Here is a 14463-nt window from a genome sequence, read left to right as displayed (position 1 = left end):
GTTTACCAGGCCTGGCCGAGGTGTTTACGTTCAAGCCGCTGCACGAAAGCCTGCAGCACTCGCTGGTAAAGCGCGTTACCCAGCACGGCATCTTCGGTGCCGGCATCGAGGTTGGGGTTGTCGTTGACTTCGATCACCAGTACACGGTCGCCGGTCTGCTTCAGGTCCACACCGTACAACCCTTGCCCGATCAGCCTGGCAGTGTCGACGGCCAGCTTTACGACTTCGGGCGGTGCCTGTTCCACCGGGACCGCGCGGCACAGGCCGTTGACTTCGCCGGCCTGGGCCTTGTGGTTGTAGATTTGCCAGTGGCCCTTGGACATGAAGTACTGGCAGGCATAAAGCGCTTCACCGTTGAGTACGCCGATACGCCAGTCGTATTCGGTGTAGCAGTACTCCTGGGCCAGCAGCAGTACCGAGTGTTCGAACAGCTCCTGTGCCGCCGAGGCCAGTGCCTGGGCGTCGGCGACCTTGATCACGCCTTTCGAGAAGCAGCCGTCGGGAATCTTCAACACCAGCGGAAAACCGAGGCGCCGGCCCACAAGTTCGAGTTCCTGCGGGCGGTCCTTGTACAGGATCTCCGTGGCCGGTGCGCCGAGGTTGTGGCGTTTGAGCAGATCGGCGAGGTACACCTTGTTGGTGCAGCGCAGGATGGAGGAGGGGTCGTCGATCACCACCAGGCCTTCGCTTTCGGCCTTTTTGGCAAAGCGATAGGTATGGTCGTCCACCCGCGTGGTCTCCCGAATGAACAAGGCGTCAAATTCGGCCAGGCGTGCATAGTCCTTCTTTTCGATCAGCTCTACATCGATGCCCAGCTGTTTACCGTTTTCGATGAATTGCTCCAGCGCCTTAGGATTGGACGGTGGCAGCGCCTCGGCCGGGTCATGCAGAATCGCCAGGTCGAACCGGGCCAGGCGTTTGGAGGCGGGCTGACGCCACGTCCGGCGGTTGAAGGCATCCAGCGCGTTGGCAAACAAGTACTGCTGCTCATCCCGCAGTTTGTGCAGCGCGCCGGCCTTGATCCCATCAATCTGCCAGGTATCACGCCTGCGAAACTCCACCAGCAAGACAGGGCAGGGGAACGACTCGAACAGCTGTCGACCGATATCCTGAAGGGGTTCAATGGCGGTCCGCCCGAAATACAAGGTGAGGGTGAAAGCCTCGGTGCTGCCATAGGGGTGATCGGCCAGGGCTCGCTCCAGTGTGCGTTCCAGGTCATCCAGCCCCACGCCATAGAGCGCCTTGCGGGTGAGCTCGCTGATGGTTCGCACCGACGGGAACACCTTGTGGCCCCGTGCCTCGGCGAGCAGCGAGCAGTAGTAGCCTTGCCCCAGATACTTGTAGCTGCGGCACAGGTTGATTACCTGCGTACGCCTCGCAACGTCGTCGCTGTGTTCAAAGTAATCCTGGGCCAGCATCAGGCTCTCGCTGGGAAAGTAGCTGGCCCAGTCTTCCTTGCGCTCCACCACGATCAACAAGCGGTTACCGGCGCTCCGCTTACTGGGTGGCTCCTCGGAGAGGGTTATTGTGGAAACTTCGGTTTTGGCCAATACTTCGGCCACGTTGGCTTGCACCGCTGACATGAGTATTCGATCCCTGTTGAAGAAGACGCCCCTTCAATAAATCACGGGTTTCCCGACCTGTCCCGGTTCGTTACTCAAACATTACGGTGTTGCCATGGCTTTTGATTTTCGCTTTGCATCGGTGGCCGATATCGATGCGCTGGTTGCCCTGGAGCAGGACTGTTTCACCCTCGACCGCCTGAGCCCGCGTAATTTCAACTGGATGGTGCGACGCGCCAATGCCAGCCTTATTGTCGCTGAACAACAGGGGCATCTGGCGGGCTACGCGCTGCTGCTGTTCCATCGCGGCACGTCACTTGCCCGTCTGTATTCAATTGCCGTAAGCCCGGCCTGGCGCGGCCATGGGTTGGGCCAGCAGTTGCTGGAGCAGGCCCAGGCAAGTGCGCTTGAGCGTAATTGCGCCTGGCTGCGCCTGGAGGTGCGTGCGGACAACCCTGCGGCCATCAGCTTGTACGAAAGCAATGGCTATCAACGCTTCGCTGTGGTTGAGAACTACTACGAAGACCACAGCCAGGCGCTGCGTTTCGAGAAGCGTATCCTGCGCAGTGCTCCGCCCCCTGCACGGCAAGTGCCGTACTACGCGCAAACGACCGAGTTCACCTGCGGAGCGGCCTGCCTGCTGATGGCCATGGCTGCGGTCGAACGGGGGCGGGCCATGCACCGCAGCGAGGAAATTCAACTGTGGCGAGAAGCGACCACCATCTTCATGACGGCAGGGCACGGCGGTTGCAGTCCGCAGGGGCTTGCACTGGCGGCCTGGCGCCGCGGGTTCGAGGTGTGCATGGTGGTCAGCCAGCCTGGATCGCTGTTCCTCGATGGAGTACGCAGTGCTCAGAAAAAAGACGTAATGCAATTGGTCGAGGACGGCTTTGCCGGAGCGTTGGCCGAAACCGACGTGCATCAGGTGCTGGCGCCCGGCCTTGATGTGCGGTCAGCGTTGCAAGACGGGTTCAGGCCGGTGGTGCTGATTAGCAGCTACCGTTTCACTCGTCTGAAAGCCCCGCACTGGATCTTGGTCACGGGTTGCGATGACGAATTCGTGTACCTGCATGATCCTGATGTGGATCACAGCCGCCAAAAACGCATCCTGGACTGCCAGCATCTGCCAGTAAGCCATGCCGAATTTCAGCGCATGAGCAGTTTCGGCAGGCAGCGGGTAAGGGCCGCTGTGCTGTTGCGCGGGCGATAGAACGGCTGTGCAGGTGGGTATGTATGGCATGGGCATGGAGTGAACATGAATAGTGCTCCGGATGGGATCGCATGCCGGAGCACTTTGCGCTTCAAGCGTGAAGCGACCGAACCCACCCTGATTCTGGCGGTGCGCCCGCAGGAGCATCACTTGCTTGCCACCGACGCCGATGAAGCGGAGTTAGTGTGCGCCACCCTGCAATTCGATGGCGGCGCCAACAATCCGCTGACCCTGGCTTTGCCGGACTTCATCATCAAGCCCCTCGGCGAATTGCAAGGCCTTGATGGCACCCTTGACTGGCTGTTCGAAGAAGCCTTTGGAGATGAGTGTGGTCGTGATGTCATTCTCAATCGCTTGTTCGAGCTGATGATCATTCAGCTGCTTCGCCACCTCATCGCCAGCCGCAGCATCGCCTCGGGAATGATGGCGGGTCTGGCCAACGCTCAGCTGTCTCGCGCGCTTGTGGGGATCCACGATGAGCCGCAGCGCAATTGGTCCGTGGCGGAACTGGCGAATCTTTCGGGCATGTCGCGGGCAAGCTTCGCTTCGCACTTTCGCGAGATCGTGGGTATTACGCCTGCGGACTACCTGGCGAACTGGCGCATCAGTTTGACGCAAAAACGCCTTCGCGAAGGGCGCCCCATTGCCCTGATCGCCGATGAGGTCGGCTACGAAAGTCCTTCTGCGCTAGCCCGAACCTTTCGCCGCAAGGTGGGTGCGAGCCCGAAACAATGGCTGCAGCAGGGAACGGTGTGACGCCTGGTCGACCGACTTGCACGCCAGGGAATGAGCAAGGTCCTGCGCCTCATCGGGGTGGCCTACACGTTCTCCCGAAGAAAATCGATGAACGCCATCGTCCTTGCCGAGCGGCGCCGCTCACGGCTGAACACGGCGCTGACCGGCAGCGCGGTCGTCTGGTATTCGTCGAGCAGGCTACACACGCCACCCTGCTCGAAGTCCGCAGCAAACAGCCACTGCGGAGACAGGGAGATGCCCAGGCCTCCGAGGACCATCTCACGAATGGCCTCGCTGTTGTTGCTGGTGACGTTGCCTTTGATTGCAACCTCAAGTGCTTCGCCACGATGGGTGAAGTGCCAGCGGTCGTAATGCTCAAGCAAGGTGAAGGCGATGCAGTTGTGGCCTGCCAGTTCGGCGGGCTCGCGTGGCTGGCCATGGCGATCGAGATAGGCCGGTGCAGCATAGACTCGCCGTGTGCTGGTGCCCAGGGGCACGGCCACCAGCCCCTCGCTCTTCACCACACCAATGCGGATGGCCAGGTCGATGTTTTCCATGAGCAGGTCTTCGTTGTAATCGTTCAGGCGCAGGTCAATCTGCACATCGGGGTGGCGCTGTAGAAAAGCCCCGATCAGGGGCGCTATGCACAGCCTCCCATAGCTGACCGGTGCGGCTATTCGCAGGGGGCCGGCGATCTGCTCCTGGCCGCTGGCGAAGCTGCGCGTGGCATGCTCCAGCTGGCTGAGAATCTCCTGGCAGTGGCTGTAGAAGCGTTGCCCTTGATCGGTGAGGGCGAGGTGCCGGGTGCTGCGGGCGAACACGGCTCCGCCCAGGTACTGCTCCAACGCACGGACCTGCTTGCTGACTGCCGGCTGCCCCATGTTCAGCTCCCGAGCCACTGCGGAAAACGAGCCGCGCTCCACGACGCGCACGAAGATGCGCATGCTGTCGAACAGGTCCATCGCTATTGGGCCTCTTTGGGGAATAAGTAATATCCAAATTTAGTTTCTTATCGGAATGAGGAAGACGGTGCAACCTGTAAGCGTCCACTCATTCAGAGGTTCCCGTCATGAATCAGACCATGCTTGCCGCTATCGCCGAATCCGCCCAGACCCCGCTGGTCGTGCGCCACATCGCCCGCCCTGTGCCCGGTAAGGGACAGGTTTTGGTGCGGATTCACGCCGCCGGGGTCAACCCGCTCGACACCAAGATTGCAATCGGTGCGGGTGCTCACGCCCGCCAGGAGTTGCCGGCCGTGCTCGGCCTGGATCTCGCCGGTACGGTCGTCGAACTGGGCGAGGCAGTTGATGGCTTCACGCCTGGCCAGGAGGTCTTCGGCATGGCCGGCGGAATCGGCGGCGCCCAAGGCACCCTGGCCGAATACATCGCCGTGGATGCCAGGCTGATTGCATCTAAGCCGCATGCACTCGGCATGCGTGAGGCTGCCGCGCTGCCGTTGGTATTCATCACCGCCTGGGAAGGTTTGGTAGATCACGCCAATGTTCGTAGTGGTCAGCGTGTGCTGATTCATGGCGGCGCAGGTGGCGTCGGCCAAGTTGCGGTGCAATTGGCCAAGGCTCGCGGTGCCGAAGTCTACGCCACCGGTTCCGCGGGCAGTCTAGACTTCATTCGCTCGCTGGGGGCCACGGCAATTGACTATCAGGCGCAGGGTGTAGAGGCCTATGTCGAACAATTTACGGCCGGGGAAGGTTTCGACATCGTTTATGACACCGTCGGCGGCAGCACGTTGGACGCGTCATTCAAGGCAGTAAAGCCTTATACCGGGCACGTACTCAGCTGCCTCGGTTGGGGCCAGCACAGTCTCGCGCCTTTATCCTTCAAAAGTGCCACCTACTCGGGCGTATTTACCCTGGCACCGCTGCTAACCGGCAAGGGACGCGAACACCATGGAAGCATCCTGCGCGAGGCTGCCGTTCTGGCCAATGCCGGGCAACTGGCGATCCGGGTGGACCCGCAACAGTTTGCATTGGATGAGGTCAACGACGCATTCCGACAGGTCGCCGAAGGTCGCGGCAGGGGCAAGACGGTTATCCAGTTGATAAGTGAATAGTCTCCTGAGCTTTATGTATCAGTAATTACCCGCCGGAAACGCCCGCTTCAAGCCTTGATGGCAAGTGATCATGAAAGTCCTTCCTTGATGTGAGGGCTTTGTTCCAGGCGGTGCCGGCGGCCGGCCAAGCTGGCCGCAATCGAAGTGGTGACTTCGTCGCTACTGTCGGGACGAAAGGGTGTGCCAGAAAAACCGATCATTCACGCGTGGTTATACCGGCATGAAGCAGCGCCGCGATAATGAAAGGAGCCTTTTTCTCTAGATACTCAGCCATCCCACCCGTATTGCTCGACTCCAACTGAAGCTTCAGCGTTTCATACTGTTGGCGGATCGAGGCATCGCGCCTAAGCAAATCTCTGAACCCCAGCATCTGAGTGATCGTCAGGTGGTCGCGGGTACAAACATGGAGCTTGTGCGTGCGAATCCCATCCACATTGCGCCGGTAGAAATGATGGCCCTCTGACAGATCACTTCCCCGTACATACCCCAAAGCCATCAACACCTCGTCCCGCGTCGAGGTATTGCGATGCGCGTGAACCTCAATGAGCACATCCAGTTCGGGCTTCGCCGCCAGCCCTGGGACAGACGTGCTTCCAACGTGGTGGATAGCAATCAGTTCAGCGTCGAATGCCGAGGCAATGAGTGGCTTGTCTGTCAGGAAACGGGCGGGCCATGTGGGATCGTAGGGGGTAATCTTGCTGGTCAGTGCCATGTCCGTTCCTTGGCGATAACTACATGAGGCGCCGGATTGTCCATCAAGGCGTGTGCATTTGCCACCGACTTACAGGGCAATCACTGTCGCCGAGATGTGTCTTCGGAATCCGGGCGATTCACGCTTCAACACCCGCATATCGATAGACCGTCGCACTCCAATACTGGCTGCCGCTACGCGTTTGGCGTTTCCATCCGTCTGCCATCAGTTGTTTGGAGATCATCCGGTTCATGAAACCGTGACCGAGCAATAGAACGGGACCTTCGCTGGCAAGCGATTGCAGCCGTTGCGCTGCCACGTTGGCGCGGATCCTCGCAGTGCTTGCAGATTCGACGCGGCGTGAGTAACCGCACAGCCATAAGACGCGAAGGATAAATGCCCAGGTAAACGGCGATAACCGTGGCAGCCTCCAGTGAGCATAAGGCAGTTGCGCTTCACAGAAGAGCGCGTCGACCAGGGTGGGCTTGAGACCGAGCGCCTGCAGGGAGGTCAGCGCACGTGGCGCACTACTTGAGACAATTACCGTGGCGGTTGCGGCGAGCTGCCTGCTGGCTTCCGGAACCGGCTGGTGGGTAATTTCGGACTGATTGTATTGTTCGATCCAGTCTTTCATTTGGAGCGCTGACATTTTCTCGGCTGCGACCAGTTTTGGCTGACCGTGGCGCATCAGGATTATTTCCCCGCTCACAGTAGGCTGCCTTTTTCAAACCAGCCGTGATCACGGTACCACGCCACGGTATCGGCGATTGTCAGCTCTAGTGCCCGGAAACTCAGCCCAAGCTCCTGTTCACTCTTGCGGTGGTCGAAACGGGTGCGGTCCTGCTCTCGAACCAGTAGACGCAACGTGGCCATGCTCAGCAGAATGGGTCTGCCGGTCAGGCGCGCGTAGATCTCCTGCACAGCCGCCAAGGTGTATAGAAAGGGCAGCGGTATTTGTCGGGCTGGTGTCTTGACGCCCGCCATGCGTCCTAAAACAGGCATCAGTTCGCGCATTGTCATATGTCGACCCGCCGCGAGATAGCGCTCACCTCGGCGCCCATGTCTGGCTGCGGCAATTTGTGCCAATGCCACATCGCGGGCATCGACAATGGAAAAACTGCCAGGGATCAACCCGGGCAAATTGCCCTGTACCACATCGTTGACCAATTGCCCCGACGAGGTTGGGCCAATGTCGCCAGGCCCCCACATCCAGCCAGGCAGGACCATACAGGCATGCATCTGGGGGTGGCTCTCAAGGAACGACAACACGACACGGTCAGCGAGGATCTTGCTGCGGTAGTAGTCATCGGCGTCGGCGTCAGCCCTCAGGCAGTTCTCCTCGATGGACGTGCCAGGTGCGCCGTTGAGCACAGCAATGGAAGACGTATGGATGAACCGACGTATGCCGGCCCCGTAGGCCTGCTCAAGCAGGCGCCGCGTACCCGACACGTTTATCTGTTCGAGTTCGTTCCAGTGGCTGCCGCCCTTGTAGCTATCGCGGAAGAACGCGGCTGTGTGAAATACCGTATCGCAGCCTTGCAGCGACGCTGCGAATGCGTCGACCTTGGCCATGTCCCCAACGACCAGTTCCACCCCCGGCAGATTGTTGAACTGCTGTTCACCTTTGGCTTTTGAGCGGACCAGGCCTTTGACCGTGTAGCCGCAAGCGACCAATTCACGCACCAGGTTGTTGCCCAGCAAGCCGGTTGCTCCGGTCACAAATACGCTGCGCATGGCTCAACACCCTCGCTGTTCGGTTAACGGCAGCAACACGGCGCTGTCGAAAAAGGCCTTGTCCATGACGACAAGACCCATGGTATCGAGGTGGATGCAATCGTCGCCAACCACTGCAAGCAACGCCTCTGGATCTGGTCGATTGAAAGCGCCAAAGGCGTGCTGCGAATAGGCGTTGGGGGAGAGAGTCATAAAGTCCGGTCCATTCGTATCGAAGGGCTATAGATATACCTTTGAGGGTGCTTTCGAAAAACAGCAATCACTGCATAATGGCTTTGCATATTCGCAAAGCCAGGAATGACTGACAGTATGACGTTGCACGCAAATTGGGATGATCTTCGCCTTCTGCTGGCCGTTTCGCGACGTGGCAGCTTTCTTCAGGCGGGACAATTGCTCGGTATCGCAGCTTCTACCTTGTCACGCCGCCTGACCCAACTTGAGGTTGCAGTGGGCGAGCCACTTGTCGAGCGCGGCGTTGAAGGGTGCCGGCTGACGTCCCGGGGGCAATCCCTGGTGGAAGTTGCTATCGCTGCAGAATCAGGCTTGAGGCGGCAAACCCTTTCTGACACATCGCAGCAGCCTACCGAGCTGTCCGGCAGTGTGTTGGTCAGTGCAGGGGAGGGGTTCTCGGATTACGTTCTGGAGGCGATAAGGCGCTTTACATCCCTGCACCCGCGTTGCTCCGTGGAGCTAACGGTGGCAGCCGAGTTTCACAAGATCGCCCGCGGCGTGGCAGATGTTGCTGTGCGCACCGCCCATCTGGGGGAACCGTCACTGATTTATCGACCCATTGGCCGGCTCGCCTACGGCATCTTTGCTGCCCTGGGTTATCTGAAGCAGTTTCCAGGCGTGACGCTTTCCACGGCGGTCAGTATTTCCTTGCTTCCCCCGCTGGATATCTTGCCGCAAATGCGAGCGGCAAAGGCCGCGGGTCTGGACCGCGCGCAGATCAGCGTGAACTCGTTCGCCGTGCAGCTCCAGTCGGTGAGGCGAGGGATGGGGGTGGCTGTGCTGCCCCGTATCGCGGCTACCGATTTGGTCCAGCTGTTCCCGCATCTCCAGCTTCCAGATATGGAGATCTATTTGGTGACCCGGCCTCAGGCCTTGAAGCAAGCTCACATCAAATGCTTTTTTGACACCTTGGAGCGGGTTCTGCTCGAAGCCCTGTCCTCGGCACATGTTGACGCTTGATCCAGCAGCACCCTGATCACTGCGCAGCACCTCACCGGCCGCTGACCAAGGCTGCAGAGGTCGTGTCAACTTTCCTCAGGTGTGACAATGCGCAGGGGGCGCGTGCCGATCTTTGCCCCCGTAATCTCGTCCACGGCGACAGCTTTGATTTCTGTGCCTGTTTGCGCATCGAAGAAGCGCGTCAGCTTACCACCGCCTCGGTATTGCCGGCCCCATGCACCAATCATGAACAGAACAGGCAGAAAATCGCGACCCGCAGCGGTCAGCAGGTACTCCTCCCTAGGCGGGTGCTCGGAGTAGCGCCGCTTCTCCAGTAATCCTTCCTCCGTCAGTGTCGCCAGCCGGCGGGTCAGCATTGTCGGTGCAATACCCAGGCTTTTCCTGAATTGGTCAAAGCGAGAAAGGCCGGCATGGGCATCACGCAGGATCAATATGCTCCAGGCATCACCGGCAACTGCCAGGCTGCGGGCGATTGGGCACGGGTTATCGCAACTATTTTTCACGTCCATACTATTTTGATAGTGACCTGCCTGCGAAAGGGTAGTATTGTCTGTATCAAATCGATAGTAACACCTCGATGACGAGCCATCCACCCGCAAAAACCAATGATGAATAGCCGAACCATGCAAGCACTGACCTTCAAGCGCTACGGCAAGTCACCCGACATCGGGTTGGCCGACGTTCCCCGCCCCACGCCAAAGGCTGACGAATTACTGGTGCAAGTTCACGCTGCCGGCCTGAACCCGATCGACAACATGATTCCAACGGGGATGTTCAAGCCTGTATTGCATTTCCAGCTGCCAGCCACCCTGGGCAGCGATCTGGCCGGCATCGTGACCGAGGTAGGTAGCAATGTGACCCGCTTCAAGCCAGGCGATGCTGTCTTCGCCAGCATCTTCGATCTTGGCACAGGGGCGATTGCGCAATTCGCGGTTGTGCCGGAAAGCGCCGCCGCGCTGAAACCGGCCAATCTGAGCTTCGAGCAGGCGGCGTCGATCCCGATGGTCGGCCTCACCTCATGGCAAGCGCTGAAAGAGCGCCTCAAGCTTCAGCCCGGGCAGAAGGTGTTCATTCCTGCCGGGTCGGGCGGTATCGGTACGTTCGCAATCCAGTTGGCCAAACACCTCGGTGCAAAGGTGGGCACCACCACCAGTAAAGGCAACGTTGACCTGGTGCGCGCTCTGGGGGCGGACGAAGTTGTGGACTACAAGACGCAGGATTTCGAGACCGTGCTGCGCGACTACGACGCGGTGCTCGGAACCGTAAGGGGGGATGCGATTGAAAAATCCTTGTCCATCCTCAGACCCGGAAGCCAGATTGTCTCGCTCATTGGCCCACTGGATGCTGCGTTCGCCCGGGCCAAACGCCTGAACCTCCTCCTGACCTTCGTGTTCGGCCTGATGAGCCGCAAGATCATGCGCCTGGCAAAGAGGCGGAATGTCCAGTACTCGTTTCTTTTCGTGCAGCCCGAGGGTGCCCAACTCGCCGAAATCGGCAAACTGCTGGACGCCCAGCAAATTCAGCCGGTGATCGACCGGGTATTTCCGTTCGAGGACGCAAAGGGTGCGCTTGAGTACCTTGCTCAAGGGCGCTCCAAGGGCAAGGTCGTAATCAAGATGTGACTGCCGCCGTATTTCTCACACAACCATCGACATAAAGGTAACTTCCATGACCACCCGTCCGACCGTACTCATTACTGGCGCCTCCAGCGGCATTGGCGCCACCTACGCCGAGCGTTTCGCCCGTCGTGGCCACGATCTCATCCTTGTGGCGCGCGACACATCGCGCATGGAGGCGCTTGCATTACGCTTGCGCGAGGAAAGCCATGTGGCCGTTGAGGTGCTGCCAGCCGACCTGACCAGCTCGGCAGACCTGTCCGTGCTTGAAAGTAGACTGCGCGACGACGCCAATATCGGCGTGTTGATCAACAACGCGGGTATGGCCCAATCGGGTGGTTTCCTCGACCAGTCCGCTGAAGCTATTGAGCGCCTTGTCACGCTCAACACCACCGCGCTGACGCGGCTCGCTGCTGCAATCGCGCCGCGCCTCGCGCAGTCGGGCACTGGTGCGATCGTCAACGTGGGTTCAGTGGTGGGTTTTGCGCCCGAGTTCGGCATGTCCATCTACGGCGCTACCAAAGCCTTCGTGCTGTTTCTGTCACAGGGGCTGAGTCAGGAGCTGTCACCCAAGGGCGTGTACGTGCAAGCGGTGCTGCCGGCAGCGACCCGCACCGAGATCTGGGCGCGTGCCGGCATTGACGTCAACACACTCCCGGAGGTGATGGAGGTCGGTGAGCTGGTCGATGCTGCACTTGTCGGTTTCGACCGTCGCGAGTTGGTAACCATCCCGCCACTTCATGTTGCCGAGCGCTGGGATGCACTGGAAGGTGCGCGTCAAGGGCTGATGTCTGACATTCGACAAACCCACGCGGCTGAACGATATCAGCGCCCACTGAACGCGTGATTGTGTACGAATGATCGAATCCGCCACCCAGGAGACTTCCATGAACGACCGCTTGTTCACCCCTGCGCAGCTCGGCAACCTCACACTGAAGAACCGCATTGTTATGGCGCCGCTGACCCGCAGCCGCGCGATCGGCAACCAGCCCAATGAACTGATGGCAGAGTACTACCGCCTTCGGGCGGATGCCGGACTGATCATCACCGAAGGCACCTCTCCATCACCCAATGGCCTGGGTTACCCACGTATCCCTGGCCTGTTCAACGAAGAGCACGTGCAAAACTGGCGACGCGTGACCGATGGCGTTCACCAAGCCGGCGGCAGGATTTTTGTGCAGTTGATGCACACCGGGCGGGTCAGCCACCCCGCGAACCTGCCGGCAGGCGCCCGCGTCCTGGCACCTTCGGCGATTGCCGCTCCCGGCGAGATGTGGACCGACAGCGAGGGCATGCAGCCGCATCCTGTCCCACACGCCATGAGCGAGGCGGACATCGCCCAGAGCATCAGCGAATACGCAGCTTCGGCCAAACTGGCGATACAAGCGGGTTTCGATGGCGTCGAATTGCATGCAGCCAATGGCTATCTGATTGACCAATTCCTCAATACCGCATCCAACCAGCGCAATGATCGCTGGGGAGGCCCGGTAGAAAACCGCATCCGCTTCGCGGTCGAAGTTGCCAAGGCAACGGTCGACGCCATTGGCGCGGAACGGGTTGGCATGCGTATCTCGCCGTATGGGGTTTTCAACGGCCAACTACCGGATGCCGATATGGACGCAATGTACCTGGGCCTGATTGAGGCATTGAATGCGCTTGGCCTGCTCTGTATCCACATCGTCGATCACAGCGCCATGGGGGCGCCCGAAGTCAGCCCCGAATTGAAATCCGCGATCCGCGCCGCTTTCACCGGCCAGTACATACTCTCCGGTGGCTATGATGTCGCCCGCGCCAATGCGGACCTCGACGCGCAGCGTGGCGACCTGGTGGCTTTCGGTCGTCCGTTCATTTCGAACCCGGACCTGGTCGCCAAGCTAGCGTCGGGACAGCACTTGGTAGAACCTGACAGTTCGACCTTTTATACACCCGGAGAAAAGGGATATACCGATTATTGAGGTCTGTCGTCCTGTCAGACCCGACCCAGGCGGGCGGTTACCCATGCAGTGTCCATCCCAGACCCCAATCGTCCGCGCTGAGCGGCCTCCGCTTACCCCATGAATTTCCGTGGCGACCAAGTCACACGTTGTGCTTGGCCGCCCGATGACTTCAGGTTTAAAGTCAACTTTAAGGTCAATAGGTTTTTCAGGGTGAGGTATGAGAATAGGTGAACTGGCAAAAATCAGTGGACTGGCTCCGTCACGCATTCGATTCTATGAGGCCAGTGGCCTGATCAGCTCCGTCGAGCGCAAGGCCAATGGATACCGGGACTATGCGGCTGATACCGAATGGGTTCTGCAACTGATAACCAGCGCACAGGCGGCGGGTTTTTCTCTTGAGGAGATCCGGCAACTGATGCCGATGAACGCCAGTGGCTGGCGGCACGACGAGTTGCTCACTGGGCTCAAGCAAAAGGTTGAGGAAATCAGTGCGCTGGAGGAACGGCTAGCACAAAACAAAGCGCAACTTCTGCTCGTCATCGAAGGCATCGAGGGCAAGCCCGAAGGCATGGCGTGCGCGGACAATGCGCAAATGCTGATAAATCGTTTGCGTGAAGAAGGGGTTGGCCAAGCGTCCGGCAAGCGTGCGGTAACGTCTTCCACAAGAAAAAACACCCGCCAGGCTTCCGGGGCCTGACAGGCGCAAAAGGTCTCAACGCTCGCCAATCAGGCCGGCGAGCGGTTTGGGTGCATAGAGCGCACTCTGGAACTCTGGCACGTATTCGTACTTCATCATTTTCCCAAGCTTCAGGGTGCGGAGGTAATTCGACAGACTGCCGTCGCCTAGTGTGAGGGTGGCTGAATCTGCGTCGCGGCTCGAGCCGTGACGGAGTTGGCGGGAAACCGCATAACCGTATGCCAAGTGGCCCTGATGATCGAGATTGGTGAAGCTGCTGGTGACGATATCGACTTCGCGTGAGAGCTTGTCGAGTTTCTTCGCTTTGAAGGACACATCGACTTTTCCGGTCTGGCTGTCGGTGATGTCATAGACCACAGACTGGGCATCTTCTTTGCGGTCGATACCAGTCAGCCATTTAGGCAGGTTGTAACCGACGACACCACGCACCCGTGCAAGCTCGGTATTGACCGGCAGCTTGAGCACATAGCCCCAGAAGTCGCCGGACATCGACTGGCCAATCAGTGTGAACGGACCCAGATTGGCTTTGCCTGGCGTGTTGGTAATGATCGACACCGCCACTTCGTTATAGGCGTCGTTATCACAATGCTCATAGGTGTATGCAGTAAACGCAACCAAGCCACGGCCTGGCCAGACTTGCAGGGGAGATGCGGTTGCTAGTACTTCCGGCGGCATCAATGCCCGAAGTGCGTCCAAGTCGGCCGTGTAGACAGCCGTTACCCGACTGTTCTGGTAGTAAAAGTTCGGGGAGTATGACTCGAAGCCGATGTCGACCTTGTGCTTTTCCAGTCCTTTGAACCAGCTCAAATCAACACCCGGCAGCTCTGCTGCAATCACCGACAAGGGCGGGTTCGAGCGATAACGGTCGTACAGGCCGCCTTTGACGACCGGCACCGGGTGGCCTGCGATTTCGATTGTGTTGGTTTCAGTCGACGTGAGCATTTCAGGCGTCCCCGCCAACCCTTGGTTGGCAATTGAGCTGAACAGCAATCCTGTTAATGCGGTGCTTGCAAGTTTCA

15 protein-coding genes and 1 pseudogene are annotated in these 14463 nt (G+C 59.2%); 8 read left to right on the top strand and 8 right to left on the bottom strand.

Annotation, left to right across the window (positions count from 1 at the left end; all coding sequences use genetic code 11):
- Positions 1-2 precede the first annotated feature (2 nt).
- On the bottom strand, positions 3-1583 hold the full coding sequence (locus tag V7787_RS04475) for a RimK family protein (protein ID WP_336085970.1): 1581 nt from the start codon (positions 1581-1583) through the stop codon (positions 3-5).
- A 94-nt stretch (positions 1584-1677) separates the two neighbouring features.
- Between V7787_RS04475 and V7787_RS04470 the strand changes: the two genes are divergently transcribed.
- Together V7787_RS04470 and V7787_RS04465 are read left to right on the top strand one after the other, a co-directional pair.
- Complete coding sequence (locus V7787_RS04470) at positions 1678-2772, top strand: GNAT family N-acetyltransferase/peptidase C39 family protein (RefSeq protein ID WP_064490613.1); 1095 nt, start codon at positions 1678-1680, stop codon at positions 2770-2772.
- Positions 2773-2868: 96 nt separating this feature from the next.
- A pseudogene (locus V7787_RS04465) lies at positions 2869-3528 on the top strand (AraC family transcriptional regulator); the annotation flags it as partial.
- 62 nt (positions 3529-3590) lie between these two features.
- Here the strand turns inward: V7787_RS04465 and V7787_RS04460 are convergent.
- Positions 3591-4469, bottom strand: coding sequence for a LysR family transcriptional regulator (locus V7787_RS04460; RefSeq protein WP_014591125.1), 879 nt, complete (start codon positions 4467-4469; stop codon positions 3591-3593).
- A gap of 107 nt (positions 4470-4576) precedes the next feature.
- Between V7787_RS04460 and V7787_RS04455 the strand changes: the two genes are divergently transcribed.
- Entirely contained in the window at positions 4577-5578 is a 1002-nt protein-coding gene (locus tag V7787_RS04455) for a zinc-dependent alcohol dehydrogenase family protein (protein ID WP_064490611.1), read from the top strand.
- 196 nt (positions 5579-5774) lie between these two features.
- On the opposite strand, the gene V7787_RS04450 is transcribed toward V7787_RS04455, so the two are convergent.
- The 4 genes from V7787_RS04450 to V7787_RS04435 all read right to left on the bottom strand — a co-directional run bounded on the left by V7787_RS04450 (position 5775) and on the right by V7787_RS04435 (position 8195).
- On the bottom strand, positions 5775-6290 hold the full coding sequence (locus V7787_RS04450; protein ID WP_019438508.1) for a GrpB family protein: 516 nt from the start codon (positions 6288-6290) through the stop codon (positions 5775-5777).
- A 118-nt stretch (positions 6291-6408) separates the two neighbouring features.
- Complete coding sequence (locus V7787_RS04445; RefSeq protein WP_081273118.1) at positions 6409-6957, bottom strand: histidine phosphatase family protein; 549 nt, start codon at positions 6955-6957, stop codon at positions 6409-6411.
- Positions 6958-6974: 17 nt separating this feature from the next.
- Positions 6975-8003 carry an SDR family oxidoreductase gene (locus V7787_RS04440; protein WP_064490609.1) on the bottom strand — a complete coding sequence of 343 codons (1029 nt, stop codon included), beginning with the start codon at positions 8001-8003 and terminating at the stop codon, positions 6975-6977.
- A gap of 3 nt (positions 8004-8006) precedes the next feature.
- On the bottom strand, positions 8007-8195 hold the full coding sequence (locus V7787_RS04435) for a hypothetical protein (protein ID WP_064490608.1): 189 nt from the start codon (positions 8193-8195) through the stop codon (positions 8007-8009).
- A 117-nt stretch (positions 8196-8312) separates the two neighbouring features.
- Here V7787_RS04435 and V7787_RS04430 point away from each other — a divergent pair, with 117 nt between their 5' ends.
- Positions 8313-9194, top strand: coding sequence for a LysR family transcriptional regulator (locus V7787_RS04430; RefSeq protein WP_064490607.1), 882 nt, complete (start codon positions 8313-8315; stop codon positions 9192-9194).
- Between the two features lie 65 nt (positions 9195-9259).
- Here V7787_RS04430 and V7787_RS04425 read toward each other — a convergent pair whose 3' ends face one another.
- Positions 9260-9703 carry a winged helix-turn-helix transcriptional regulator gene (locus tag V7787_RS04425; RefSeq protein ID WP_020190213.1) on the bottom strand — a complete coding sequence of 148 codons (444 nt, stop codon included), beginning with the start codon at positions 9701-9703 and terminating at the stop codon, positions 9260-9262.
- A gap of 114 nt (positions 9704-9817) precedes the next feature.
- Here V7787_RS04425 and V7787_RS04420 point away from each other — a divergent pair, with 114 nt between their 5' ends.
- The 4 genes from V7787_RS04420 (at position 9818) to V7787_RS04405 (ending at position 13444) form a co-directional block, all read left to right on the top strand.
- Positions 9818-10816, top strand: coding sequence for an NADP-dependent oxidoreductase (locus V7787_RS04420; protein WP_064490606.1), 999 nt, complete (start codon positions 9818-9820; stop codon positions 10814-10816).
- 46 nt (positions 10817-10862) lie between these two features.
- Positions 10863-11657: an SDR family NAD(P)-dependent oxidoreductase gene (locus V7787_RS04415; protein ID WP_020190215.1), complete on the top strand. Its 795-nt coding sequence runs from the start codon at positions 10863-10865 to the stop codon at positions 11655-11657.
- A 40-nt stretch (positions 11658-11697) separates the two neighbouring features.
- Positions 11698-12765 (top strand): alkene reductase, encoded by a 1068-nt coding sequence (locus tag V7787_RS04410; RefSeq protein ID WP_336085955.1) that lies wholly within the window; start codon positions 11698-11700, stop codon positions 12763-12765.
- 199 nt (positions 12766-12964) lie between these two features.
- The gene (locus tag V7787_RS04405) at positions 12965-13444 is read left to right on the top strand and encodes a MerR family transcriptional regulator (RefSeq protein ID WP_104887557.1); all 480 of its coding nucleotides are present in this window, start codon (positions 12965-12967) and stop codon (positions 13442-13444) included.
- Between the two features lie 15 nt (positions 13445-13459).
- Here V7787_RS04405 and V7787_RS04400 read toward each other — a convergent pair whose 3' ends face one another.
- A complete protein-coding gene (locus tag V7787_RS04400; RefSeq protein WP_104887885.1) occupies positions 13460-14386 on the bottom strand; it encodes an acetoacetate decarboxylase family protein in 927 nt (308 codons plus the stop codon).
- Positions 14387-14463: the final 77 nt, after the last annotated feature.

It is taken from the genome of Pseudomonas sp. CGJS7 (assembly GCF_036961695.1).
The sequence above is the reverse complement of the archived record's forward strand: the minus strand, read 5'-3'. Positions and strand labels throughout refer to the sequence as shown.

Bases quoted from the DNA above. Each gene is read 5' to 3' on its own strand.
- V7787_RS04475 (WP_336085970.1), bottom strand. From the start codon at position 1,583: ATGTCAGCGGTGCAAGCCAACGTGGCCGAAGTATTGGCCAAAACCGAA.
- V7787_RS04470 (WP_064490613.1), top strand. From the start codon at position 1,678: ATGGCTTTTGATTTTCGCTTTGCATCGGTGGCCGATATCGATGCGCTG.
- V7787_RS04460 (WP_014591125.1), bottom strand. From the start codon at position 4,469: ATGGACCTGTTCGACAGCATGCGCATCTTCGTGCGCGTCGTGGAGCGC.
- V7787_RS04455 (WP_064490611.1), top strand. From the start codon at position 4,577: ATGAATCAGACCATGCTTGCCGCTATCGCCGAATCCGCCCAGACCCCG.
- V7787_RS04450 (WP_019438508.1), bottom strand. From the start codon at position 6,290: ATGGCACTGACCAGCAAGATTACCCCCTACGATCCCACATGGCCCGCC.
- V7787_RS04445 (WP_081273118.1), bottom strand. From the start codon at position 6,957: ATGCGCCACGGTCAGCCAAAACTGGTCGCAGCCGAGAAAATGTCAGCG.
- V7787_RS04440 (WP_064490609.1), bottom strand. From the start codon at position 8,003: ATGCGCAGCGTATTTGTGACCGGAGCAACCGGCTTGCTGGGCAACAAC.
- V7787_RS04435 (WP_064490608.1), bottom strand. From the start codon at position 8,195: ATGACTCTCTCCCCCAACGCCTATTCGCAGCACGCCTTTGGCGCTTTC.
- V7787_RS04430 (WP_064490607.1), top strand. From the start codon at position 8,313: ATGACGTTGCACGCAAATTGGGATGATCTTCGCCTTCTGCTGGCCGTT.
- V7787_RS04425 (WP_020190213.1), bottom strand. From the start codon at position 9,703: ATGGACGTGAAAAATAGTTGCGATAACCCGTGCCCAATCGCCCGCAGC.
- V7787_RS04420 (WP_064490606.1), top strand. From the start codon at position 9,818: ATGCAAGCACTGACCTTCAAGCGCTACGGCAAGTCACCCGACATCGGG.
- V7787_RS04415 (WP_020190215.1), top strand. From the start codon at position 10,863: ATGACCACCCGTCCGACCGTACTCATTACTGGCGCCTCCAGCGGCATT.
- V7787_RS04410 (WP_336085955.1), top strand. From the start codon at position 11,698: ATGAACGACCGCTTGTTCACCCCTGCGCAGCTCGGCAACCTCACACTG.
- V7787_RS04405 (WP_104887557.1), top strand. From the start codon at position 12,965: ATGAGAATAGGTGAACTGGCAAAAATCAGTGGACTGGCTCCGTCACGC.
- V7787_RS04400 (WP_104887885.1), bottom strand. From the start codon at position 14,386: ATGCTCACGTCGACTGAAACCAACACAATCGAAATCGCAGGCCACCCG.